The organism is Actomonas spartinae (genome assembly GCF_051209155.1).
GTDB lineage: Bacteria > Verrucomicrobiota > Verrucomicrobiia > Opitutales > Opitutaceae > Actomonas.
This window is the reverse complement of sequence record NZ_JBPJGB010000004.1, coordinates 169,931-193,432: the sequence shown is the minus strand read 5'-3', so window position 1 is coordinate 193,432 and position 23,502 is coordinate 169,931. Positions and strand designations below refer to the sequence as shown.

The 23,502-nt window shown below is 56.2% G+C and carries 20 protein-coding genes; 7 read left to right on the top strand and 13 right to left on the bottom strand.

Annotated features, from left to right (window positions below):
• The 8 genes from AC0MRV_RS17715 to AC0MRV_RS17680 are packed head-to-tail and all read right to left on the bottom strand — an operon-like array spanning position 1 to position 8,065.
• Positions 1 to 1,374 carry a lipopolysaccharide biosynthesis protein gene (locus AC0MRV_RS17715; protein WP_472765842.1) on the bottom strand — a complete coding sequence of 458 codons (1,374 nt, stop codon included), beginning with the start codon at positions 1,372 to 1,374 and terminating at the stop codon, positions 1 to 3.
• Positions 1,371 to 2,174, bottom strand: coding sequence for a CDP-alcohol phosphatidyltransferase family protein (locus AC0MRV_RS17710; protein WP_472765841.1), 804 nt, complete (start codon positions 2,172 to 2,174; stop codon positions 1,371 to 1,373). Before AC0MRV_RS17710 ends, AC0MRV_RS17715 begins: the two co-directional genes overlap by 4 nt.
• Positions 2,161 to 3,333: a CDP-glycerol glycerophosphotransferase family protein gene (locus AC0MRV_RS17705; protein WP_472765840.1), complete on the bottom strand. Its 1,173-nt coding sequence runs from the start codon at positions 3,331 to 3,333 to the stop codon at positions 2,161 to 2,163. Before AC0MRV_RS17705 ends, AC0MRV_RS17710 begins: the two co-directional genes overlap by 14 nt.
• 44 nt (positions 3,334 to 3,377) lie before the next feature.
• Positions 3,378 to 4,112, bottom strand: a complete 735-nt coding sequence (locus AC0MRV_RS17700) for a phosphocholine cytidylyltransferase family protein (protein WP_472765839.1) — start codon at positions 4,110 to 4,112, stop codon at positions 3,378 to 3,380.
• Positions 4,105 to 5,202 (bottom strand): iron-containing alcohol dehydrogenase, encoded by a 1,098-nt coding sequence (locus tag AC0MRV_RS17695; protein ID WP_472765838.1) that lies wholly within the window; start codon positions 5,200 to 5,202, stop codon positions 4,105 to 4,107. Before AC0MRV_RS17695 ends, AC0MRV_RS17700 begins: the two co-directional genes overlap by 8 nt.
• A complete protein-coding gene (locus AC0MRV_RS17690) occupies positions 5,199 to 6,671 on the bottom strand; it encodes a xylulokinase (protein WP_472765837.1) in 1,473 nt (490 codons plus the stop codon). The genes AC0MRV_RS17695 and AC0MRV_RS17690 overlap by 4 nt, the downstream gene beginning before the upstream one ends.
• Entirely contained in the window at positions 6,659 to 7,510 is an 852-nt protein-coding gene (locus AC0MRV_RS17685) for a class II fructose-bisphosphate aldolase (protein ID WP_472765836.1), read from the bottom strand. Before AC0MRV_RS17685 ends, AC0MRV_RS17690 begins: the two co-directional genes overlap by 13 nt.
• A 48-nt stretch (positions 7,511 to 7,558) precedes the next feature.
• The gene (locus AC0MRV_RS17680) at positions 7,559 to 8,065 is read right to left on the bottom strand and encodes a GbsR/MarR family transcriptional regulator (protein WP_472765835.1); all 507 of its coding nucleotides are present in this window, start codon (positions 8,063 to 8,065) and stop codon (positions 7,559 to 7,561) included.
• A gap of 544 nt (positions 8,066 to 8,609) precedes the next feature.
• Between AC0MRV_RS17680 and cysD the strand changes: the two genes are divergently transcribed.
• The 4 genes from cysD (at position 8,610) to cysC (ending at position 12,496) form a co-directional block, all read left to right on the top strand.
• On the top strand, positions 8,610 to 9,515 hold the full coding sequence (gene cysD, locus AC0MRV_RS17675; RefSeq protein ID WP_472765834.1) for a sulfate adenylyltransferase subunit CysD: 906 nt from the start codon (positions 8,610 to 8,612) through the stop codon (positions 9,513 to 9,515).
• 57 nt (positions 9,516 to 9,572) lie between these two features.
• Positions 9,573 to 10,841, top strand: coding sequence for a sulfate adenylyltransferase subunit CysN (gene cysN, locus AC0MRV_RS17670; RefSeq protein WP_472765833.1), 1,269 nt, complete (start codon positions 9,573 to 9,575; stop codon positions 10,839 to 10,841).
• A gap of 286 nt (positions 10,842 to 11,127) precedes the next feature.
• Entirely contained in the window at positions 11,128 to 11,895 is a 768-nt protein-coding gene (gene cysQ / locus AC0MRV_RS17665) for a 3'(2'),5'-bisphosphate nucleotidase CysQ (protein ID WP_472765832.1), read from the top strand.
• A gap of 10 nt (positions 11,896 to 11,905) precedes the next feature.
• On the top strand, positions 11,906 to 12,496 hold the full coding sequence (cysC, locus tag AC0MRV_RS17660) for an adenylyl-sulfate kinase (protein ID WP_472765831.1): 591 nt from the start codon (positions 11,906 to 11,908) through the stop codon (positions 12,494 to 12,496).
• A 168-nt stretch (positions 12,497 to 12,664) separates the two neighbouring features.
• On the opposite strand, the gene AC0MRV_RS17655 is transcribed toward cysC, so the two are convergent.
• Positions 12,665 to 13,828, bottom strand: coding sequence for an NAD-dependent epimerase/dehydratase family protein (locus tag AC0MRV_RS17655; protein ID WP_472765830.1), 1,164 nt, complete (start codon positions 13,826 to 13,828; stop codon positions 12,665 to 12,667).
• An 825-nt stretch (positions 13,829 to 14,653) separates the two neighbouring features.
• Between AC0MRV_RS17655 and AC0MRV_RS17650 the strand changes: the two genes are divergently transcribed.
• Both AC0MRV_RS17650 and AC0MRV_RS17645 read left to right on the top strand, forming a co-directional pair.
• Entirely contained in the window at positions 14,654 to 15,976 is a 1,323-nt protein-coding gene (locus AC0MRV_RS17650) for a hypothetical protein (RefSeq protein WP_472765829.1), read from the top strand.
• Positions 15,977 to 15,988: 12 nt separating this feature from the next.
• Positions 15,989 to 17,203: a site-specific integrase gene (locus AC0MRV_RS17645; RefSeq protein WP_472765828.1), complete on the top strand. Its 1,215-nt coding sequence runs from the start codon at positions 15,989 to 15,991 to the stop codon at positions 17,201 to 17,203.
• A 17-nt stretch (positions 17,204 to 17,220) separates the two neighbouring features.
• On the opposite strand, the gene gmd is transcribed toward AC0MRV_RS17645, so the two are convergent.
• On the bottom strand, positions 17,221 to 18,228 hold the full coding sequence (gene gmd / locus AC0MRV_RS17640) for a GDP-mannose 4,6-dehydratase (protein WP_472765827.1): 1,008 nt from the start codon (positions 18,226 to 18,228) through the stop codon (positions 17,221 to 17,223).
• Positions 18,229 to 18,346: 118 nt separating this feature from the next.
• Positions 18,347 to 20,101, bottom strand: a complete 1,755-nt coding sequence (gene polX / locus AC0MRV_RS17635) for a DNA polymerase/3'-5' exonuclease PolX (protein ID WP_472765826.1) — start codon at positions 20,099 to 20,101, stop codon at positions 18,347 to 18,349.
• Positions 20,102 to 20,526: 425 nt separating this feature from the next.
• Here polX and AC0MRV_RS17630 point away from each other — a divergent pair, with 425 nt between their 5' ends.
• Complete coding sequence (locus tag AC0MRV_RS17630) at positions 20,527 to 20,943, top strand: acyl-CoA thioesterase (RefSeq protein ID WP_472765825.1); 417 nt, start codon at positions 20,527 to 20,529, stop codon at positions 20,941 to 20,943.
• Between the two features lie 203 nt (positions 20,944 to 21,146).
• Here AC0MRV_RS17630 and AC0MRV_RS17625 read toward each other — a convergent pair whose 3' ends face one another.
• Entirely contained in the window at positions 21,147 to 22,370 is a 1,224-nt protein-coding gene (locus tag AC0MRV_RS17625; RefSeq protein WP_472765824.1) for an AMP-binding protein, read from the bottom strand.
• The gene (locus AC0MRV_RS17620) at positions 22,349 to 23,371 is read right to left on the bottom strand and encodes an o-succinylbenzoate synthase (RefSeq protein WP_472765823.1); all 1,023 of its coding nucleotides are present in this window, start codon (positions 23,369 to 23,371) and stop codon (positions 22,349 to 22,351) included. The genes AC0MRV_RS17625 and AC0MRV_RS17620 overlap by 22 nt, the downstream gene beginning before the upstream one ends.
• Between the last annotated feature and the right edge of the window lie 131 nt (positions 23,372 to 23,502).

Here is a 23,502-nt window from a genome sequence, read left to right as displayed (position 1 = left end):
TTAAATGGCAAACGCCGTAACTAGGATAACCGCAACCGAGTATGAAATTACCGCAGGAGAAACGGTTCGATACCAAAATCCGAACTCCCTCTGCACATGGTAGTATAATACTCCCTGCGCCAATACTGAAGTAACACACCAAAAGATCAACATCTCCGAAAGCATCATTTCAAAATTTAGGCAGATTGGTACCAGCAGTAAAATAGAGGCGGTATGTGCCCACATTGACCACGCCACGTTCTTTTCCATATGTGCTGCTTGCAACAAATACCAATAAGGAACATTAACCAAAGTTATAGAAGCCCAGACACACATAATTCTCGATCCATACACCATCTGATCGTTTACACCAGGCAACCAGAATGAAATAATAGCCTCAGCCAGAAGAAAATATGCGCCAAGCAATATAGCCCCCGATAAAGTCAGATACCGGACTATGATCTTTGTTATCTGCTCTACCTCGGACTTCATGCCGTTCTTCAAGAGGTGACCATACGCAGGAAGGAATGACTGGGCGCCACCCACCAATAAATTTCTAAGCAGATCCGGGATCCGCTTTGCAACATCATACACCCCGGCAGCCGACAGCCCCAGTGTCAATGTCACAACGACTCTGAAAATTGGTTCCCTGAGTAAACTCCCCAAAGAAATCACATAAATGTGCCTCCCATCACTGATCATCTTTATCAATCGCCGATATACCATTGCGAAGCTTAAATCAGTATTGTCTGTCCCCCATGTTGGACATTCACTAAGCCGGCGCATGCGAAAAAGAGGAATCTTCACAAAGTTGGCGACAATCAGAGCTATAGCTAAACCTTCAAGCGGGCGACCGATCATAGCAGCATATATTCCAACAACTAGCCGGACCGCGGGAACTACGGTTTCAATCTTTTTTGCGTAGTAAGTTTGGTGAAAACCTACGAGAGTCGCCATGTCCAATTGAGCAACCAATTGAATCCCGGTACCTATGATCAGCAAAAGTATTGATAAACGAAGCGCCTCTGCGCTGTAGACCTGCAAAGAACTATCAACCACCCAATATTGAATCGTCACCCAAATCACAGCCAATCCACCTACTAGCAAATAGTAGAAAATTCTGGCCACTCGATAGTCATCAACCACCTCATTGAGGCCACCTTCATCCACAACCGCACTTAACTTTCGTGTAATAGTGATACTAAACCCTACATCCGTTAAGCTAATATATAATGATATTGAAACCAATAGGCTCCAAAGACCCAAGACGTCTAACCCTGAAACTCGAATTATTATCGGATAAAGCAGCACATAACTCAGGGTATTTAGCAGAACTTGAATGGGACCGAACAGACTTGAACGTCTGATGTCCATTTGCAGTTTCGGGACGCTCATGACTGAGTGCTGCGCCCAAGGAGTTTTGAGTAATATTTATAGAAAAGCCGCTTTACGCTATAGTTATTCTTTCTAATCAAGAGCCTTTCACCACTTCTGCGACCTCCGGGCCCAATATTTATGTACGCTCGAACTAGAGCAACAAAGTCGACAAGAATTGTCAATGAATAGTACAGCATTGCATACTTAAAAACCCCCAGTCCAAGAAATAGTCCCAGTATCGCAGCAGCAACAAGTTGCCAAGGATCATTTCTCAACCATCCGTTTCCAAACTTGCCCCACTTGCCCAAGAGCAGATCCCAACGGTTTGTAGAATATTTTTCGCAAACTAGCTCATATGGACAGAACCACTGAACAGTTTCCCTCACAACTATTATCAGCATTCCCGCATAGAGGCATGTATCGATCCAGACTATAGATAATGTTGCAGTTGTGCAATAAATGATAATAATCGATTTAACGCGATCACTGAAATAGTCGAAGTATCCACCAATAACGGAAGATTTCTTCAAATACCTAGCAACCATTCCATCGCTGAAGTCCAACAATGCCCCGATCCCCATAAGTGATATTGCGAGTGCTGTGAAACCTTGAAGCCAAGAAACCGCACCCGCCATCACGATAAGCAATGAGCCTGCTGTAATTACATTAGGTGCAACCCTCAATTTTATAAGAAAGATTGTTGCGGGCAGACTTAATATCCTGCAAAATAGTATGCCTGGTACGGAGTAATCACTTTTCTTAAGAAAGTCTTTCTCTTCCAACAGTACCAGAACATGACCAATCCTAGATTTCTTCATAATACGAAGGGCATATACCTGCCAGTTCCATAAGACGATTCACCGCGCCAGATTCGTTAAACTTGTTCAATTGAATCGTTTTGCTGCTGTCAGGTTCTTTTAAGTTGCCCATGCACGAAAGTGAAGCCAACAGTTCGCTTAAGTTTCTACAAAGTGGCCCGACCAGCCACTCTTCGATTGGCTCCAACTGGAAACGCCTCGTTTCACGATATTTCTCAAAATCAGGGAAGAAGAAGATTACAGGCCGACGCAGGCTAAGATAATCAACGTATACAGATGAGATATCGGTTATTAAGGCATCGGAACGCCCCAGCGCTTCGTAAAGCGTTAGACCTTGGTCATGCAACCATTTATCTGATATTAGCCAGATTCGTTCGTCAATTTTTCTACTGGTACCGTAAGTCACCGACATTGGATGAGGCTTCACAAGAAGTCGGACGTTGTTGCGCCTAAGCCAAGTTCCTAGTGTTTCAACTTCTTCTACCGACATCGCGAGAGCGCTACCAGATTCTTCTCCGTCCTGAGTTACGAATCCAGTCGTTGATTTCCGATATGTAGGAAGAAAGACGAGAACCTGCTCTACGCCCTCGCGTACCGCCGCTTCGTAGGCGTCGACTGCTTTCGTTTGCGAAAACAAGAGATCATTTCGGGGAAGTCCAATTGCAGGTATTTTCGCTTTACTGAATCCTGACGCCGCAGCTTGGACGTTAGAAAACATTTTCGATGTGCTAAGCAGCCAGGTGCACTGAGGGACATATGATCCGCGAAGATCTCCCCACACCCTCTTGAGTGGCATCCCATGCCATAAATTGACCACACATTGCTGCTTAGGCAGTGGCATGAAGCCATACAATCCATGAGTAAAGAAGACATAGCGCGACCGACAGTAACGCCACATCGCTAACAATGAGAATTTATTCAGAAATTCTATCTCATCGGTGAACGCTCCAACCAATAGCCTCATTCTAGACGCTGACTGCTCGATATCACCCGAAACCAGATAGGTCACAGAAATACTTCGGGATGGCTCATCACGCAGCCAGCGCAGAACCGCCACCATTTGATCTTCGACATCAGGAAAAGCGTGTATGAGGAGATGACGACGCTTCGGCAAGAGGAAGTTTCCAATCGCAATTAGAACGAATAGAAAATTTTTCACGTATCCGATTTTTAACTAACGTAGTAGTTGGCTGGCCCGTGCCATTACATGATTCTCGAAAAAACACTTTCTGCGTCTTGGAGTTCAGCCACGGTGTCTATTTCATACCATTCTAACGCTGTGACATCCACCACACCGAAGTCCTGCACTAGCAAACATTGGTCAAGGTAGTCCTCAAAGAGTTGCTTGTAGGCGTTTGGACGATCGAGAAACCTTTGCAACAGTCGGTATACCACGCGATCCTCAATCTCTGTATTGATGCGATAAAGATCGGCAGAACAGCCAGTAGCGTCCGCTTGACTGATTGTTTTCGCAATCTGGGTCACCCGTCCCGCTGCGTTTACCGCTAGTTTTTCCGATTCCTCGTTGTAGTCCGAACGATCTAGTGAGAAAGCGCAGGGCATGTCGGACGCATACATCCTGACGACTAACTCCTGCTCGTATACCACGTCTGAATTTAGAATTAGTAGTTGCCCTTTAGCCTTTGTTAAAGCAAGTGCAGCGGAAAGTAAACTGTTGCTCGTAGCATACTGGTTATTTTCCCAAAGTTGAATAGGCAACCCCTCAAATTTCGGATCCTTGAGGTACTCTCGCAGGACTTCGATTTTATAACCGCCAATAATATGTATCTTCGCTGGAGCGAATGAACGCAATTGTCCGAGCAAGCGGCTCAAAATTGTTCCGTCTAGAAACGGAGCCATGCACTTGGGCCGGTCTTTTGTGATTTCAGCCATGCGACTGCCCGTGCCGGCCGCAAGTATTACAATTTCGTCAATCATGATTGGATGGGGAAAGGAGGTATTCTAGGGTGCTTCGATCTCGGAAGCAAGGATCTGCCGACAGATCGCCGGTCACCTGACGCGCCATAGCATGTGTTTGTTCGCTTAGGTCCTTAAAGCGATCTCTGCGGACAATATCGCGGGCCCGGGCATGAATGCGCTCAAATGTGGCACGAAACTCCCGGTATCCGGCGTCGGCGGTCAACATCATCCGGGCTGCGTCAACCACGCGATCGGGCGCTTCCTTCTCGACCAAATTCAGCCATGGCCGCGAAAGGAACCATATTCCTTCCACATGAGAGGTGCCAGTCGCCGGTCCTACAACATACTGCACTCGATGGGGCAGGCAGGTGGAAGCTGAAGCTAGGCACAAACCCGCGTTGTATGCCGCTTCCATAGCCTCGATGTAACTCCCGAGACTGGCATCGCATTTGAAGAGCCAATGGTTCAGCCGGGCAAACCCTTCTGCCGCAAATCCGAGTGACTGCTCCGTTCGCCGTAGGCTTACAGTCGTTTCGAATAAGTGCGCAAAGATATCGAAGGCGTAGTGGCACGCGAGCGATTGGCTGATCGAGCACCAAAGCCGCTCATCGTAGACCACACCATCCGCCATGAGGCCCGCGCCGCGAAGCCCGGTTTTGCGACCACCAACCGAAAGTATGGCCGCTTTACTCGACTCCGAGCCGCTACTGGCCAAAGAGGGAACCAACAGCAGTTGATTCGAACGAGTTTGTTCTATACGGCCGCCAGTCGCCAATACGCTGCCGAGCTCAGCGGCCGACTTATAGCCGTTACCCCAAAACGCGACCGCTTTTGCCGCATCCAACGCCTTGCCGCCGCCTATGCCGATTACTACCCGAGGTGTTCGTGCCATCGAATTCAAAGCAGTAAAGTCTTCGCACGCTGGCTCTCGCCGAACCGCCAACGTGCGATGCCCGTCTGCCCAAGCAAAGTTCTCAGCCACATAACTCGCAGCGCTAGGCGTATGTACTACGACTAGATCTGAACCGCGAAGTTCGGGGGCGATTCGGGCAATGATATCCCGCCATTGTCTGGGGGATTCGATCCGGTGTTTTCTCGGCGGAATCATAGATTCTCCAGGTAACCGTCCTCCGACTTCATTGGCATAGAAATACGTTTGCGGTGCTTCTTGAAAACTGGTTGTAGTGCTTGATAGAGCTCTAGAAACATCTTGTAGCCATCACGATAGATCTCGGCAGCGTCGTCGTCAGGGAAAACTATGTCCCTGACCTTTACGACGGAGTTCAACCAGCCTGGCTTGCGCGGGTCGAGACCGAGGCGCTGATGGAATGCCATTAAATAAGCACCAAGCACAGTGCTTTCAAACTCGGAAACTATTTCGAGCGGCATGCCGTAAATGTCGGCCTTGATCCGATTGCAAATCTCCATGCGACTGAGCCCACCACTTAGGCGGATCTTAGTCGGGCGTTTGCCATACGCTTCACTGACAGCGTCGATTAGTGTACGCCCCGAATACGCAGCCGCCTCGAGCGTGGCTCGCACAAAGTGTTTTCGCGAATGCATGCGCTCAACGCCGAAAAACACACCGCGCGCATCAGGATTCCAGATGGGAGCACGCTCGCCCAGCAAGTATGGTAGAAAAATGATGCGACTGTCGCGCGCGCTTACACTTTGCGCATCGGATTGCATCATGTCGTAGACGTGCGGCGAGCGTTGATAGAAAGTCGACTTCAGCCACTCAATCAAACCACCGCCGAGATTGTTGCTGCCGCCCACATAATGGCATCCGAGTTCCGGCATCGCTTGGGATACAACGGCCCCTTGGATGTGCGGTGCCGAAGTGGCTGTCTGCAGGCGAATTGAGGTCACGGTGCCCGAGACGTCACATAGCACGCCTTCATCCGACACGCCGCTGCCGAGCACCGACACGATGGCATCGTAACTCGATAGAACGACCTCCACAGATGGCTTTAAACGAAGATCAAACGCAGCGGACGCGCTGATCGTGCCCACGACCTCTCCCATCGACTGAACTTTTGGCAGGCGACTGCGGATCGCCTCTTCGGACACCTCGTAGTCTCCATGGCGAACATCGTAGCCGAGCTTTTCAGCGTTCAACGTATCCGTCGATGCGATACCTGTTAGTCGATGGATGATGTAGTCGTTCGGGGCGAGAAATCGGTGTGTGGCAACGAACACCTCTGGCTCGTGGCGTTGAATCCAACGGATCCGCTGCAGCATGATCGGCTCGTTTTCTGTGCCATTGCACTCGTGGTGTCGCCGATCGCTGACCATAATAATCGGACGCAAGGGCAACCCATCGACATCGACACAAGCTAGGCAAGACGCAGAGGCGGATACCGTCAAAGCTTCAATGGCATCTAATTCGCAGCCCGAAGCCTCAGCATCGCGGAAGAGCATCTGGGTTAGGTGCCACCATTCGTTACCATCCTGCTCCACGCCATCGCCGAAAATAACTGAATTCAGCGGGTATGCGCGCTTGAAAGTGATGCGATGACGGTGATCCAGCAGGCAGAGCCGGATGCTTTTCATTCCCAAATTAATTACAGCAAACATGAAGCATACTTTTGGTGAAGTTGGTCAAAAAAGTGGACGAGTTCTTTTTGAACTATCTCGGTGAACTCAAGCGGGGATTTGACGCCACGAGACAAAACCCCGCCATCCGCGAGCAAATTCATCCACCTCACTTTCAGATCCGTGCTGATGTTGATCTTGCAGTGCCCATTTTGAACCAAGCGCTCGACCAAAGTCATATTCATTCCTGAGCCACCGTGGAGCACCAACGGCGTCGTCGCAAGGGCCTTACCTACACCTTCAACAAGATCGAGGTCGAAGACCTCGTCCCCTTTGTAGTGACCATGCATGTTGCCGAATCCCACTGCCAGTAGGTCGGGAGCCACCGATTCAAAGAAAGTCAACACTTCAGGCACGATCAAGCCCGAATCTTGGTGCGCATCGGAGCCAACTCCGTCTTCGATGCCCCTTACGTGACCGATTTCACATTCGATCAAACATTTGCAGTTGGCTTCGCGCACGCGCCGAACCGCTTGCTGTGATGCCTGTATATTGGACGTGAGCGACTGCGCGCTGCCGTCGTACATGACCGAGTCAAAGCCGGCACGAGCGCAAGCTTCAATGAGCGACAGATCCGTACAATGATCAAGATGAAGCCAAACATCTTCGAGATTCAGACTGTTTTTCCATCCAACTATCTCTGACGGCCGATATTGTCGAAACAAACGCGCTGAGCACTGCGCGATCACCGGCGCATGAAGATTGACGAACGTGGTCGCAAGTGCACGGAACGACTGGTAGTCGAAAATGTTTACGGAAAGCACTGCTTTTTGCCGGGCTAATGCGCTCTCAAGAGCTTCGATCAAGGTGAGATTACTCATGAATCGGTCTTATAGTGTTAATTCCCCTAGTTTTGGATTTCCATTCTTTTAGCCGAGAAACCGCGCAATCCACGGAATAATCCCCGCTGCCTTGTAACGCCATTTGGCAAGTTTGCTTAACCTAGACCGAAGGGTTTTCCGGTCGGCCAGATCAAATCGAGTTTGTTGAAGCAGTTTATCCAATCGTCCCATGCGGTTGGCGTTGGCCTCCAGTTGCGGTTGGATTCTGTCTTGCATGTACGCCAGCACCAATCTGCGGAGCTCCAACTCCGGCTCGTAGCGTTCGCGTCGGTCTTCAGGAATGGATACCAATTTCACCGCACCTATTTCCTTGAGCGCCTTCAGACCGCCGCTGACTGAGCCTTTGCTCAAAGACAACCGCTCGTTAATTTCCGCAAAACAGAGTGGTTCCGGGGTGGCATAAAGCAGGCCGTAGATTTCACCATAGGATTTCGGCAATCCCAAGGTTTGCATCATGTCCACGAAGATGGCGATGAGCTCGCGCTCGAATTCCGAAAGGCTGATGGTGGTAGTTGGCAGTTGGTCGCTGGTCACTGGGGATTCCAAACTGGTGAACTTTGCACTATGACCTGAGGGTTGGTCGCTGGTGAGCTAGCCTTGAGGCAACGGATCTGGTCCTAGAATCCCATACTCTGGGAACCAGCACCAAGCTACGGCTTTGCCGGGTCGCGTCCCACGTGGGGGAAACGGCCTGGGCTCGGATCGGGGGATCTCCCGAGTGCCATGGTCCGGACGATGAACAAGGGTCATGTTCCTGTTCAATTCATTTTGAACTGAACTACGTAAGTTTCTGCGGAAGGAGGGAATTTTGCTCAAGGTCACGGGCTCTCTGAGGACCCGGAGTCGACAATTGCCTCCGCACTGCGGCGCCTCGCCCCTCCCTGGCCTCTTGTTATCTATTTCACCTTGTTTACTAAACCTTACGGATTGACACCCCCGCTGATCCGTTCTCGCCTCACACTCCCGAGCTATCCATTCGTTCTCTTTTGCTCGTTTCACGGCCAATCCGGCCTCTACCCACCTTGTATTCCTGCCGCGATACAGCGCCGAAAGCCCGCCACACACGCTCCTTCTTCAAATGTCCAGTTATTCGGTAAACCACCTTCGCCATCTCGAATCCGAGGCGATTTTCATTCTGCGCGAGACCGCGGCTCAGTTCCAGAAGCCCGTGCTGCTCTTCTCCGGCGGCAAGGACTCGATTGTCGTCGCCCATTTGGCCAAGAAGGCGTTCTGGCCCGGGAAGATGCCGTTTCCGCTGATGCACGTGGACACCGGGCACAACTTCGCTGAGACGATCGCCTATCGCGACGAGTTCGTGGCAAACATCGGTGCCAACCTGGTCGTGGCTTCGGTGCAGAAGTCCATCGACGAGGGCCGGGTTCAGGAAGAGAAAGGCCCTAACGCATCCCGCAACGCCCTGCAGACGGTCACCCTGCTCGATGCTATCGAAGAGCATCAATTTGACTGCGCCCTCGGCGGCGCCCGCCGCGACGAGGAGAAGGCCCGCGCCAAGGAGCGCTTCTTTTCTCACCGCGATGAATTCGGTCAGTGGGATCCCAAAAACCAACGCCCCGAGCTCTGGAACCTCTTCAATGGCCGCAAGGCGCCTGGTGAACACTTCCGCGTGTTCCCGCTCTCCAACTGGACGGAGATGGACGTCTGGCAATACATCAAGCAGGAGGAAATTCCCCTGCCCTCGATCTACTTCACCCACGAGCGTGAGGTGATCCAACGCGGCGGCACGCTGCTCGCCGTCACCGACTTCATCACCCCCGCTGCCGATGAGGTCGTCGAAACACGCCGCGTCCGTTTCCGCACCGTCGGCGACGCAACCTGCACCGGCGCGGTCGAGTCCCCCGCCGCCACCCTCGACGACGTCATTGCCGAAGTCGCTGCCGCCCGTCAAACCGAACGCGGCACCCGCGCCGACGACAAACGCAGCGACACCGCCATGGAAGACCGCAAGAAGGCCGGATACTTTTAATTCACCTGCCTCCACGACTCCGGCTTCCCACATTCATTCGATCAATTTTCGGCAAATATGTCCGCTTCTGACTACACCTCCATGGAATTGCTCCGCTTCACCACGGCGGGGTCCGTCGACGACGGGAAGAGCACGCTCATCGGGCGGCTCATGTATGACACCAAAACGATCTTCGAGGATCAGCTCGACTCCATTGAGCGCACCTCCAAGCAACGCGGCGACGGGCACCTTGACCTCGCGCTCCTCACCGACGGTCTGCGCGCCGAACGCGAACAGGGCATCACCATCGATGTGGCCTACCGCTACTTCGCCACGCCGCGCCGCAAGTTCATCATTTCCGACACGCCGGGTCACATCCAATACACCCGCAACATGGTCACTGGCGCGTCCACCGCCAATCTGGCCATCATCCTCATCGATGCGCGCAAGGGCGTCATCGAACAGACTTGCCGCCACTCCTTCATCGCCTCCCTGCTCGGCATCAAGCACATCACCGTCGCAGTCAACAAGATGGACCTGATCGAGTGGGACGAGGCCAAGTTCAACGCCATCGTCACCGCCTACAAGGACTTCGCCAGCCGCCTCGATGTCCCGGAGATCACCTTCATTCCGATCAGCGCGTTGCACGGTGACAACGTGGTCGAGAAATCGGCCAACACACCGTGGTATCAGGGGCCGTCCCTGCTCTATCACCTCGAGACCGTCTACATCGGCACCGACGTCAACCACGTCGACCCGCGCTTCCCGGTCCAATACGTCATCCGCCCCCACTCCGACGAGTGGCACGACTTCCGCGGCTTCGCGGGTCGCGTCGCCAGCGGCGTCTTCAAACCGGGCGACGACGTCACCGTGCTGCCCTCCGGCTTTGCCGCCAAGATCAAGGCCATCCACGCCGACGAGGGCGAACTCGAGGAGGCCTTCTCGCCCCACTCCGTCGCGATCACCCTTGACCGCGAAATCGACATCTCCCGCGGCGACATGCTGGCCAAGCCCAACAACCAGCCGACGGTCGGCCAGGACATCGACCTGATGATCTGCTGGTTCTCGGAAAAGAAGAGTCTCACTGCCCGCGGCAAATACATCCTGCGCCACACCAGCAAGGAATGCCGCGCGATCGTGAAGGAGGTCCACTACAAGGTCGACGTGAACACCCTGCACAAGATCGAGGACGACAAAAACGTCGTCCTCAACGACATCGCCCGCGTCACCCTTCGCACCTCCTCCCCCCTCTTCTACGACTCCTACCGCAAGAACCGCATCACCGGCTCCGTCATCCTGGTGGATGAGTTTTCCAACGAGACCGTGGCAGCGGGAATGATCCGTTGAATTTGAAAATGCATTTCGAAGAAATGTTTCAAATGACGCAGCGCGACAGCGCGGAGATGGCGAGTCATTCAATGACTCGGTCCAACGGACCTGATGTGGCGGGCGCCCCGCGGGCAGCCTCACCAGCAAACGGTGGCAGCGGGAATGATCCGATAGTGGATAGCCGCAAGAGGGCGCAAGAGGCGCAAAAAAACCATTAATCATTCAGGCCGATCATCGGCGGAGTCGGCGTCCCAATTTCTGCGTCTTCTGCGCCTTTTGGCGGCCAATTTGTTTTCCGATTCCCATGCTCGAAATTCTGCGATCCATCGCTGAGGCCGCCGGTTTGGAAACCCTGCGTTTCTACGGCCAAGCCCTCACTGTCGACGCCAAGGCCGACGACTCGCCCCTCACGCAAGCCGATCTCGCTTCACATCGTCTGATCACCTCACGGCTGCGGGACGCATTCCCAGATATTGCCGTGGTGTCCGAAGAAGACGGCGAACGCTCCGCGGCCACGCTCACAGCCAAGCGTTTCTTTGTGGTCGACCCACTCGACGGCACCAAGGAGTTCATCAAGAAGACTGGCTCCTTCACCGTAAACATCGGCCTGGTGGAAAATGGTCGCCCTGTTGCCGGCATCGTTCATGTGCCCGCGACCGGAGTCACCTACGGCGCCGACGCCACAGGAGCATGGCGGGCAGAGAAAGCGGCCGCGCCCGCCAAGATTCGCACCACGCGCCCGGGCGAAAAGCTGCGGATCGTCGCCAGCCGCGATCACGCCGGTCCCGAGGTCGAAGCCTTGTTGACGCGTTTTCCCGACGCCGATTGCCTGAGCATTGGCAGTTCACTTAAGTTCTGCCTGGTTGCCGAGGGCAAAGCCGACGTCTACCTCCGCGACGTCCCCACCATGGAATGGGATACGGCCGCCGCCCAAGCCATCGTCGAGGTCGCCGACGGAGCAGTGCTCACCCACCCCTCGCATACTCTCCTCACCTACGGCAAACCCGACTACCGCAACGGATCTCTTTTGACGATCGGAGACTTGGCACTGCTCGATCGGTTGTTCAACTGACCGCAGAAGCATGCCCGACAACATTTACACCATTCACGACCGTTTGGTCTCCCGGGCTGAGAAGGAGACCCAACTCGGGCAGCGTGGACAGGTCTTGTGGTTCTACGGCCTGAGCGGCTCGGGCAAGTCGACCATCGCCATCGAACTCGAGCGCCAACTCCACGAGGCCGGCAAGGTGGTGAAGGTGCTCGACGGCGACAACGTGCGCAGCGGCCTCAACAAGAACCTCGGCTTCTCCGACGACGATCGCCGCGAAAACATCCGCCGCATTGCCGAGGTCGCCAAACTCTTCGCCGACGCCGGCATCATCACATTGGTCAGTTTCATTACGCCCAAGCGCGAGCTCCGCGCGATCGCCCGCGAGGTGATCGGCCCAGATGACCTCACCCTCGCCTACGTGAAGGCCTCCTTTGAGGTCTGCCAACAACGCGACCCGAAAGGTCTCTACGCCAAGGTAGCGGCCGGCCAGGTAAAGCAGTTCACCGGCAAGGACTCAGGCTTCGAAGAACCAAGCACCGAAGACGGCGACACCGTCATCGATACGGAGGCTCAGGATTTGGCGGGCTGCGTGGCTGAGGCCCGGAAACTCATCCGAGAGTAATTGCCGCAAAGAGGCGCAAGGGGCGCAAAAAAGTCGGTACACCAACTGTCGCGTATGATTGCGAACCGAGATCAGCGCGGACTCGGCGACAATAGCCGAGAACGAAAAAGTTCAGAAACTCGCTCGGTGACTTTTTACGCCTTTTGCGCCTTTTTGCGGCTAACCTCCTTACAGCCTGATGTCGCGCAGCCAGACACGGTTCGCCTCATACCATTCGACCATGCGGCGGAAACCGTCCGCAGGTTTCACGGTAGGATGCCAGTCAAGCAGGCGAGCTGCTTTGCTGACGTCCGCCGCGGTGTCCATCATGTCGCCGCTGTGAAAGGGCTCATGCCGAATGCTCGCGGCCTTACCGAGCGCCGTCTCGATGATCGCGATCATGTCGCGGATCGCGGTTGGCGCATTGCCGCCACCGAGATTGATGACGTTGTAGCCGGCTCGACCCTCCGGGTGCCCCGATCCGGCAATCCCTTCGCCATGCTGCGGGGCGCGCTCTTGAGGCGCGCCATCTTCGCGCGTTCGCGCTTCGTCATAACCCAACGGCCGCAGCGCGGCGATCGTCCCGGCCACAATGTCGTCCACATACGTGAAGTCGCGCGTCTGACTGCCATCGCCGTAGAGGGTGATCGGCGTGCCCTCGTCAATCCACTTGATGAAGCGCAGCGGACTCATGTCCGGGCGACTCGCTGGTCCATAAACGGTGAAGTAACGCAGCACCGAAACATCGATGCCATGGAGGTGGTGAAACGCGTAGGACATCGCCTCGGCGCCTAGCTTGGAGGCGGCATAGGGCGAGAGCGGCCGGTTGACGTCGTGGGTCTCAACAAACGGCGTGGGCGCGCCCGCGTAGAGCGACGACGAGGAGGCCAGCACATACTTCTTCACGCCATGCCGCGCCATGGCCTGCAGCAAATTGACCGCGCCCGACACATTGGTCGACGCGTAGACCTCGGGGTGTTCGACCGAGTAGCGCACACCGGCGCGCGCCGCCAAGTTGATGACCGCATCGAAATGCTGCGAGGCGAACAAATGGTGCACTGCCGCCGCGTCCTCTACATCGAGGGCGCGAAAGGAGAACGCGCCGTGATCCAACTTTGCCCCGGCAAAGGCCGACTGCTTCGGGGACGGCCCCAGCCGCTGGCCGTCGCCGCCGAGCAAACGATCGAGCCGATGATCCTTCAGCCGAACATCATAGTAGTCGTTGAGGTTATCGACGCCAACGACGCGATGCCCCTGCGTCAGGAGAGCGCGCGCCGTGTGCGAACCGATGAACCCCGCCACCCCGGTGAGGAGGACGGTCTGGGATGAAGAAGCGCGAGGGTCGACGGCCATGAACGAAGGAGAAGCGAGCACGTCGCGATCCGCGCGCGGGGTCAACACTCGGCATCCCAACGCGAGATCGTAGACCGTGGCACTGCGCACTACGAGCGCTGAACGCCGTGTCCGCGAGCGCACCCGCAAAACTTCGGAATTTTCGCGGGAGTTCCCGCCTCGCCCGGTATTCGCGCCCACAAAAAGGGGCTGGTCCGAACTTTTTCGGCCCGCCGATCAACTGTTCGGTTCGACAAGACCTGCTGTTCCAAAACCGGTCGATGCGCGCCCTTGGCAGCTAATTGAGCCCGTTCGCGATCGCTAAAGGTGCAAAATGCGCGGCCGAATCGGGGCTAAATCACCTCAAATCCCACTGTGGGCAGGTAAACGGCACCTCCTGAAACCAAAAGTCCGAAGGGTCGATCGGGGGGGGGGGACAGAACGGGGGGGGTGAAGCAGAATTCTTGCACGTTAAAATGTCATCCAAATTGATCATTTTCTAAGCCGATTTATTTCCTTTTTCGTTTTTTACCATATACTTGCGAAGCTTTTCCTCAACCCCTCGACTCCCGAATAGGGGGGGGGGACAGAACGGGGGGGGGGCCGCAGTATTTTTGCACGTTATTTCCCTCAATTTCTGCGTCCGAGGTCGCCAATTGCTGAGACGGTAGGATTGGACCAAAACGCTGCCCTGAATTGTTCTTTCACGTTGTTTTCCTGCGACTTCCGTAATTTCTTAGCCAATTCGGAAACAAAAAAGATGAGAGAACCATAATATGAAAGCCACCGAGCCGGCACCCTCCCGACGATAGGAGGAGGGGGGCCAGGATGCCGCCAAAATATGGCATGCACCCGCCCTTGCCACCTGAGCTTTCCCCGAAAAGCGCTCCCTCGGATTTTTCAAAGGCAAAAGGCGCTGGACCAAGCACGCGTCAAAACGCTCACCCCGTAGACGCCAAAACTCAGTCCGAGGAACAGCTCGAATTCGAGCTGCAACCGGATCTTGAGCCTCCAGAAAAACTTCGTCGGGAGCAAAAGGAGGAACGCGGTCACGTGCGCTACCCTAGCCTCATAAAGCCCGGCACACGCGGAAACCGAGAATACTATACTGTTCGGTTTAAATACGACCCGAACGCAAAGGAATCCCAACTTTTCAACCTTCGGACGACCGATTTACATATCGCACTTGCCAGAAGGGACGAACTTATGTGGGCCTCGTTACGCGGAATACCAGAGGAGGACGTAATACGTGAATGGCAAATGCGCGCCGATCAGCAGGACGCTTTTCGGCGCTCCTTGAACTCCCATCGCCCCGATGGCGGAAACCCAACTACGACGCTCGCCGAGTTGCGTAGGGCCCTAGAATACGACCCTGAGGTGCCCCGCCATCTCATTTATACAATAAGACGGTGGATGCGCGAGTGCCTCATTTTCGACCATGGCTATTCCACGGACTTCATACACCAACTTCCGATCGAAGTTTTAGACAACGCATACCTTTACCTACTAATGGGTTCACGGCTCGAACGCCTTATGCTTTCTGGCAACGGGATTCGAGCAAACGAAATTCAGTCGCTCGTAAAACATGCGCGTATATGGCGAGACAGCCCACCCCTCGCACATATTGAGCTCCCCAACGTATTCTCTAAAATTACCGAATGGGCCGATCAAGACTTCATAAAAAGAAAATACATGAATCAAAATCGAGAAAAATATATACCACTGCACGAACGCCTCATCAGCCATCTTTACAGTTGCCTATTCGAGGCGGCGCACAATCCCCTTCGCGCGGAGAACTCGCTGTTGCTGGCAACCTACTGGGGTTTTAATTTCGCTCCCGAAGAATCATTTCAACTCTTCAACACGACATTCCCCAAATTCTCCGCATCCCAAATCGCGATCGGTCAACGCCGAATGTCCGGACTCCTCAATCCTATCAAGGAGCGTGAAAAGAAATTAAACAAAACGATCGCCGAATTTGGCCTTTGCATGCGCCTCAAAACTCGGCCCCCGGGATGCAATATTTATGATTTTTGCGAAATCGAATCGCGCTACAGAAGCATTTCAGCCGGCTGGATTCAGCAATATTTTGACGGTTTTTGCTATCAAGGCTGGGTCGAGGAACAGCATCTTCGCCTGCGTTCAATTCTAACAAAATCATCTCAATAAATTAGTATACTAATGAAAAATAAATACAACATCCAGGCGAAACTTGAGCATGCACACTGCATCTGTGATGAGTTCGCCATCAAGGACAGCGAATCACCGAAGAAAAATGTTCATTTTGAATGGCAGGAGGACGAATGCAAAATCAATGAAACACAGCTCCTTTTGTCAGGTTTATCAAAGTCGGACTCATCGCCTGTAATTCAATTCTACTTAGACTACTGCACTGATGCGACAAGTTGCACCTGCAGCCTAGGCGAGGCGATCACACGAACCTATTATACCTCAAACATCAACGTCGCCACTAGGAAGCGCTACCTTATCTATATCGCAAAGGCAGTATACTTAGGTGTGCAGATTAATCTGGGCTCTTCGGACTTCGAAATCCCAAAATCTTTACGTCGAACTATCTATGCACAAATTCTCGCATTCCCAATAACACATCTCCCGCAGAACATATTATATAATTACTGCGAAGCCCTTTACCCGGAAGAGTCACTGATAGTTTCGGACTGCCATCAATCACTGAACAACTGCATCACTGCCGTCCGATCAACTTTCGGAAAGTTTCCGCCTGCGATCAAGTCTAACAACAAAGCGATTGAGCAGTGCTTGTCATACGCTTCGTTTCCGACCGTGCTTCCGCCACCCATTGCCCCTACCCCGGAAGGCCTTTCATCTTTTCTCTTCGCTTCGCTCGGACTCGAAGGAGACATCTTCGTCACCAATCTTTTCCAACTCGGAGCCGGAGCTCGTTTCAGTGAGGTTTTCATGCTGCGCAATCGCGACATTCAATTCTCAACAACATCGCCTACTGCCCATTTTATTAAGGGCGACGGATTTACGACGAAAACAAAACTAAGCCGTTCAGCCGCAATCCCAATCGAGCTCTATAATAAATTTAGGGCCCCTCACGCGCCAATTAGTTCGCTCAACAATCTGATACTGCCGGTGTCACGGCGAAAGATATTTTCCTTACGCGAAGAATCGGCGAATTTCATCGAACAGTTTGACCTAAATATCGAATACGGCAAAACCCATTTTTTGCGCCGCATCTATACGACCTATATGCTCAAGAAAGATTGGAATCCACGTAAAGTAGCCGATTTCTTGGGGCACGCTGGTTTAAATGTAATCCAGTCCCATTACTACCTTCGTAAATGGACTGACGAGCACACGAAGATCATGGACGATTTCTGGCATGCGGTGGGCATCAGCTTCGCGAACTGATCACTACGATCACAGCTCTAGCCAACCATCAGCGCCGCCAGCTCGCGTCCTTTGGTCCCCGCCTCCCAATTCAACTTCGCTTTCGCTTTGGACGGGTCGCCGCGTAGGCATTGCGCATCAACGGTGCGGAAGTAGCGCGGCGAGACCCGCAGGACGATCGCACCGGTATCGGTGCGGCGGGCCACTTCTTCCACACCCTGCCCCACAAACTCGACGGGGATCCCCCCCGCGGTGAAGGCGGCGTGGGCAAACTCACGCACTGTGCAGGTTTCACCCGTCGCGAGGACGTAGTCATCCGCGGTGTCCTGCTGCAGCATGCGCCACATGGCTTCGACGTATTCCTTGGCGTAACCCCAGTCGCGCCGGCCATCGAGGTTGCCCAACTCGATCACCCCATTCTCGCCGCGCGCGATTCGCGCGACGCCCAGGGATATCTTGCGGGTCACAAAGTTTTCTCCGCGGCGCGGGGACTCGTGGTTGAAAGCAATGCCATTGCAGACGAACAACCCGTGCGTCTCGCGGTAGATTTTCCCGAGGTGCATTGAAAACGCCTTCGCCGCACCGTAGGGGTTGCGGGGGGCCACCGGGGTCGACTCATCCTGCGGCTCCGTCGCGGGCGCCCCAAAGATCTCTGAACTCGCCGCCAGAAACACCCGGGAGGGATTCTGCAGTTCCCGCACGCTTTCCAACAGGTGCAAGGTCGCCATGCCGTTTTCGAGACAGGTCACCTCCGGCAACTCCAGACTCAAACCCACATGGCTTTGGCCCGCCAGGTGGTAGACCTCGTCGGGCTCAATCTTGTGCAGCAGGCGGTGAAACGAGGTCACGTCGTTCAGCTCGCCGTAGTGCAACACCAGTCGTCCCGAGTCCAAGTGCTCCGGTGTCCGCAAATGGTCAATTCGGCTGCGGTTGTAGGCACTCGCGCGCCGCACCAGCCCATGCACCGCGTAACCTTTGTCCAGCAACAGCTCGGCCAAGTAGGATCCGTCCTGTCCGGTGATGCCGGTGATGAGCGCTTTTTTCATAAAACGGGATAGCCGCAAAAAGGCGCAAAAGGCGCAAGAACCACTCCAACGAAATTCATCCCAATCCCTCGATCTACCGGATCCCCTTTTTGCGACTTCTGCGCCTTTTTGCGGTCATTTACCTGCGCCCGAAGAATGCCGCGACGTCGTCGCGGCTTCGGGTGTTGAGCACGTGCTTCGCCTGCAGCCAGCCTTTGCGGGCCGCGTTCACTCCGGCGAGCACGTGCTGGAGGCCGTCGCATTCGTGGGCGTCTGGATTGATCGCACAGAGCAACCCCCGCTCGGCCGCCTTGCGCCAGAGTCGCCAGTCCAGATCGAGCCGCCAGGGGCTCGCGTTGAGTTCGATGATGGTCCCATTCGCAATCGCGGCATCAATGACTTTCGCCAGGTTCACCTTGTAGGGTTCGCGCCGCAGCAGGAGCCGACCCGTGGCATGGCCCAGCATGGTGACGTGCGGATTCTCAATCGCCCGGATGATGCGCGCCGTCATTTCGTCCTCACTTTGGGCAAAGGCGTTGTGCACCGAGGCGACCACGTAGTCCAACTGCGCCATCACCTCGTCACTGAAATCCAACCGGCCATCGGTCAGGATATCGACCTCGCTCCCCGCGAAGACATGGGTCTTGAAACGACCCGACGCATTCAGTTCGCGGATCTCCTCGACCTGTTTCAGCAGGCGTTCCTCATCGAGACCGTTGGCCTGAAAACTTGCCTTCGAGTGATCGGCGATGCCGAGGTAATCCCACCCCAACTTTTCCGCCGCCGCCGCCATTTCGGCCAAGGTATTCCGACCGTCGCTGGCCGTGGTGTGATTGTGAAACGCCCCACGCAGGTCGCTCAGTTCGAACAGCTCCGGCAACTCGCCCTGCTCCGCCGCTTCGATTTCCCCCAAGCCTTCGCGCAAGGCCGGCGGCACAAACGCTAGCCCGAGTTCGCGGAACAGGCCCGCCTCGTCCTCGACGACCTTGCTCTCGCCGCGCTCGGCTTTCTCCTTCGCCGTGCCCTCACCTGCGGCCGGCACGAGGCCCCACTCAGACAGACTCAACCCGCGCTCCAGCGCCCGTTGCCGCATGCCCACATTGTGATCCTTCGAGCCGGTGAAGTGGTGCAACGCAAAGACAAACTGCCCCGGCGGCACGATGCGAAGATCCGCCTGCAGCCCGCTCTCGAAACGCACACTCGACTTCGTTTCACCGCGCGCGGTGACCTCCTTCACTTCAGGCAACTCACAGAACCAGGTCATCACCGGCGCCGGGTACTCACTGGCCACGATGAAGTCGAGATCACCCACGGTCTCCATGCCCCGGCGCAAGCTGCCCGCCGCCTCCGCGCGCACGACTTCCGGGCGTTCCCGCAGCCCAGCCACGATCGGCTGAGCCACCTCATTGGCGAGCCACCACAGATGCCGTTTACCGTAGGCTTCGCGGTTGCGAATCCCCTCGGCGATCTTCGCGGCCGACTTGGCGCCAAAGCCGCTCAGCTCCGCCACGCGCCCATCCTCACAGGCCTTGGCCAAGCCCTCAATCGTATCGATGCCGAGCTTGTCGTGGATCGCCTTGATCTTCTTCGCGCCCAACCCCGGCACCTCGAGCATTTCGACCAACCCCGGCGCAATGGAGGCCTTGAGCTTATCGTAAAAGCCCAGCGATCCGGTCGCGTGGAGCTCACCGATCTTCTGAGCCAACGCGTCCCCGATGCCTTTGACGGTATCGAGCTTTTCCTCGGCCACCAAACGCTCAAACTCCTCCGTCTCCAGCGATTCCAGCACCCGCGCGCCGCTGCCGTAGGCGCGGATCTTGAAGGGGTTCTCCCCCTTAAGTTCGAGCAGCACTCCGATCTCCTCGAAAATCTCGGCGATTTCGTTTTTGGTCATGCGGCAAGCTTGGGCAGCGCCTGGCGCCGTCAAAAGCTGAAAGCTGAAAATCTGAGAGCTTAAAGGCAGGCTCGATTCTCAACCAGCACCCAGCGAAGCGACAAACCGGAGGCAGGAAGTTTTTTAACCACTACCGAGCGAAGCGACATCCGAGAGGCGTAGCGCCGAGGCAATTACACAGAGAAACACAGATCCACTCCAACGCCCTCACGCCGTCCGGAGGTCGGCGTCCACCCACTCACCTGAAGGTGGACGCGGTCGTCCCTGACCGCGTCGTTGTTGCCTCTCAGCCATCTGTGCTCCTTTGTGCACTCTGTGGTCAAATACCACGTTGCCTCTCATCCATCTGCGCCCATCGGCGTCATCTGCGGTCAGCCGATTTTTCGACCTTTAGACTTTTGGACGTTTAGACTTTCCTCCCGTTCATGGGTCAGCCTTTCACCTACTCCCGCACGATTCATTTTCCCGATACCGATGCCGCGGGGGTGGTCTTCTTTGCGCGCTACCTGAGCATCGTCCACGAGGCCTATGAGGAAGCCTTGGCTGCCGCGCATATTCCCCTCGCGAGCTTTTTCGCTGACCAAGGGGTGATCGTGCCGATCTCCAAGAGCGAGGCCTCCTACCTGCGGCCACTCCAGTGTGGCGACAAGGTCGAGGTGGAACTGCGGCCGACGCGGCTGAACGAAAACACGTTCGCCCTCGATGCCGTGTTGTGGAAGCGGATCGACGACACGCGCAAACGCGCCGCCGTGGTGCGCACCGAGCATGTCTGCATTCACTCGACCAGCCGCGAACGTCTCGCGCTTCCGCCGGCCCTGGCCGCCTGGGTGGATGCCAGCTAGGTGCTGGGTGCTGGTCGGCTGGGAGCTGGTGTTCTGGGTGCTGGGTGCTGGTGGCTGGGTGCTGGTCGGCTGGTTGGCTGGTTGGCTGGTTGCTGGGAACTCAAAGGTGCAGCCTATCCTACGGATATCACGGATCCATTCTCACGCGTTCGTAGCCTCAATGTAGGCCGATCGATTGCGGGCGCGATGTTGCCTCTCGGCCATCAGCGCTCATCGGCGCCATCTGCGGTTGAGCCTTTCGTCAGCGCCGCGCGAACCGCGGCCCGCTGGACCTTGCCCAGCGCGTTCACGGGCCACGGGTCCACGATTTGAAATGCCTTGGGCCGCTTGAATGGGGCCAAGCTGCCTTTGAGCTGCTCCTCTACGTCCAAAACTTGCCCCGCCAGATCCGGCGCAATGGCGGCCATGACGATTTGTCCCCAACGCTCGTCCGGCAGGCCGATCACCGCCACCCGTTCGTCGCCAAAATACTCTCGGAGCAAGGCCTCCACCTCGCCGGCGTCGACCTTCTCGCCACCGGTGACGATCACCGCATCCGCCCGCCCGAGCACCCGGAGCGATCCGTTCTTCCCCAGCTCGACCCGATCGCCGCTTTCCCAGCTTTCAATGTCACGAGACTGCGGCCAGTATCCGCGAAACAATGACGGTCCGGCCAGCGCCAGCCGCCCCTCCGGATTCACCGTCGCAGTCACATGCGGAAAGAGCTCCAGGCCATTCATTTCGGCCTCCGTGCACGCCGCAATCATCGCCATGGTTTCGGTCATGCCATAGGAAGGCACCACGGCCACGCCCGCATCGGTTGCGGCTGCGACCAGCCCGGCATCTGCGGCCGCTCCGCCGATCAGCACCCGTCGAAATCGACGCAACCAAGTCCGACCGGCTTCGTCGTGCAACAAGCGCCGCAATTGCGCGGGCACCAACGAGACGGTCGCGTTCTCCGGCAGACGTTCATGGAAACGGCCTTCCCGCCAGGCCGGCCAAGTGGCGTCGACGAATTCGCCTTCGGTCAACACGCAGCGCAGCCAAGCCATGAGCCCACCGACGTGGTGCAGTGGCAAGACACCGACCCCCTGAACCACCCGCTCGTCGAAAAACTCCCCGTAGGCGCGGACCGCCGCCGCGATCGTGGTTTGGTCGTGGCGGGCCAGCTTCACACCCCCGGTGCTGCCGCCGGTCGGAATCAACAGCCAACCGGATTCGCTTGAGACCGATTCCGACGCCGTCGCGACCACACGTTGAAACTCCGCCCGCTCGACCGTGCCCCAGTCGGGATTGGCCAAAGCGACTTGTCCGCCCGTCGCGGTCGCGGCGATGAAGGCGTTCCGGAAAGCCGCCGGTTCGCGCTCTTCGACCACCGTGACCGAGCGCGGGTCGATACCCGCCTCGAGGCCTCCCCCCAAGGCCCTTAGAAACTCGCGGCGCTCCATACGTCCTCCGCATTGAGGGCTTCAACATCACTCCACCGCACGAAGGGCATCGCCGTCGGGCCGTTCGCCCAGCGCGCCTCAAACAACGGCCACACGCCCAAGCCCAACGCCCGACGTTTCTCCTTCAACGCGAAGGCAAATCCATACACCGCGCGAGCTCCCACCGCCGTTTCCAATGCGGTCGAAACCACCACATCCAACTGATGCCGTTCTACTTCGGCCAACAGCTGAACCGGATCGCCCATCAACGACACCTTGAGCACCCACACCCCGGGCCAGCCATGGTCCAGCCACCGCGCAAAATCGGCCCCGTCGGTGAGTGATTCGTCGAGCGCGATCGCCGTCGGGTAGTCGGTGGCCAAGCCCAGCAGGAGGTCGTCGCTGCGCGCGTCGCCCGCGGCCACGGGTTGCTCCACAAATTCGATCTGCGGCCGCTCCGCACAACAGTCCAACCACGCCTCCGCCTGCCGCCGGTCCCAGGCCCCGTTCGCGTCGAGACGCAAACGACTTTCACTCGGCAATGCGCCCAGCACATCGTCAAGGAGCACCCGTTCATCGCGCGGATCCCCCACGCCCACCTTCCACTTAAAGGTGCGAAAGCCCAGTTCCGCCCGTTCCGGCGCCGCCCGGAGCACCGTCCGCCCCGCCGGCAAAAGCGCGGCCACGGGCAAATACTCGTGCTGGCGCTGCCCCACCAAAGCCTCGCCCCGGGCTTCCCGCACCGCCGTGGCCAAAGCGAACCCGACCGCACCGCCCTGCCCGATGACTTGATCGACCAAACCATCCCCCGGATCCGGGCCCAAGCGGCGCAGCACCTCCTCACATTCGTCCAGGCTGGGGCCGCCAAAGCCCGGCACCGGCGCGACCTCGCCGAAACCGACACCCCCCGCTTCCGCCTCGACGCGCACCCACAGCCCCTCGCGCTCCGACCACAGACCGTGCGCCGTGCGCAGGGGCTGCCGAAAGGGCAACTGGTAGCGTTGGTAACGAAGTCGGAGCATCGGCGGCAGCATGCGCCGGGCTGAACCCTGCCAAAAGCTGAAACGCTAAAAATCTGAACTGCGGAAATACTCGTTTCTGCGGGTGCATACCCGGACGTGTATTTCAGCTTTTTAGCTCTCAGGTTTTCAGT

Excerpts from the sequence above, each read along its gene's own strand:
- AC0MRV_RS17715 (WP_472765842.1), bottom strand. The coding sequence starts at position 1,374 with ATGAGCGTCCCGAAACTGCAAATGGACATCAGACGTTCAAGTCTGTTC.
- AC0MRV_RS17710 (WP_472765841.1), bottom strand. The coding sequence starts at position 2,174 with ATGAAGAAATCTAGGATTGGTCATGTTCTGGTACTGTTGGAAGAGAAA.
- AC0MRV_RS17700 (WP_472765839.1), bottom strand. The coding sequence starts at position 4,112 with ATGATTGACGAAATTGTAATACTTGCGGCCGGCACGGGCAGTCGCATG.
- AC0MRV_RS17695 (WP_472765838.1), bottom strand. The coding sequence starts at position 5,202 with ATGATTCCGCCGAGAAAACACCGGATCGAATCCCCCAGACAATGGCGG.
- AC0MRV_RS17690 (WP_472765837.1), bottom strand. The coding sequence starts at position 6,671 with ATGTTTGCTGTAATTAATTTGGGAATGAAAAGCATCCGGCTCTGCCTG.
- AC0MRV_RS17685 (WP_472765836.1), bottom strand. The coding sequence starts at position 7,510 with ATGAGTAATCTCACCTTGATCGAAGCTCTTGAGAGCGCATTAGCCCGG.
- cysD (WP_472765834.1), top strand. The coding sequence starts at position 8,610 with ATGTCCAGTTATTCGGTAAACCACCTTCGCCATCTCGAATCCGAGGCG.
- cysN (WP_472765833.1), top strand. The coding sequence starts at position 9,573 with ATGTCCGCTTCTGACTACACCTCCATGGAATTGCTCCGCTTCACCACG.
- cysQ (WP_472765832.1), top strand. The coding sequence starts at position 11,128 with ATGCTCGAAATTCTGCGATCCATCGCTGAGGCCGCCGGTTTGGAAACC.
- cysC (WP_472765831.1), top strand. The coding sequence starts at position 11,906 with ATGCCCGACAACATTTACACCATTCACGACCGTTTGGTCTCCCGGGCT.
- AC0MRV_RS17655 (WP_472765830.1), bottom strand. The coding sequence starts at position 13,828 with ATGGCCGTCGACCCTCGCGCTTCTTCATCCCAGACCGTCCTCCTCACC.
- AC0MRV_RS17650 (WP_472765829.1), top strand. The coding sequence starts at position 14,654 with ATGCACCCGCCCTTGCCACCTGAGCTTTCCCCGAAAAGCGCTCCCTCG.
- AC0MRV_RS17645 (WP_472765828.1), top strand. The coding sequence starts at position 15,989 with ATGAAAAATAAATACAACATCCAGGCGAAACTTGAGCATGCACACTGC.
- gmd (WP_472765827.1), bottom strand. The coding sequence starts at position 18,228 with ATGAAAAAAGCGCTCATCACCGGCATCACCGGACAGGACGGATCCTAC.
- polX (WP_472765826.1), bottom strand. The coding sequence starts at position 20,101 with ATGACCAAAAACGAAATCGCCGAGATTTTCGAGGAGATCGGAGTGCTG.
- AC0MRV_RS17630 (WP_472765825.1), top strand. The coding sequence starts at position 20,527 with ATGGGTCAGCCTTTCACCTACTCCCGCACGATTCATTTTCCCGATACC.
- AC0MRV_RS17625 (WP_472765824.1), bottom strand. The coding sequence starts at position 22,370 with ATGGAGCGCCGCGAGTTTCTAAGGGCCTTGGGGGGAGGCCTCGAGGCG.
- AC0MRV_RS17620 (WP_472765823.1), bottom strand. The coding sequence starts at position 23,371 with ATGCTCCGACTTCGTTACCAACGCTACCAGTTGCCCTTTCGGCAGCCC.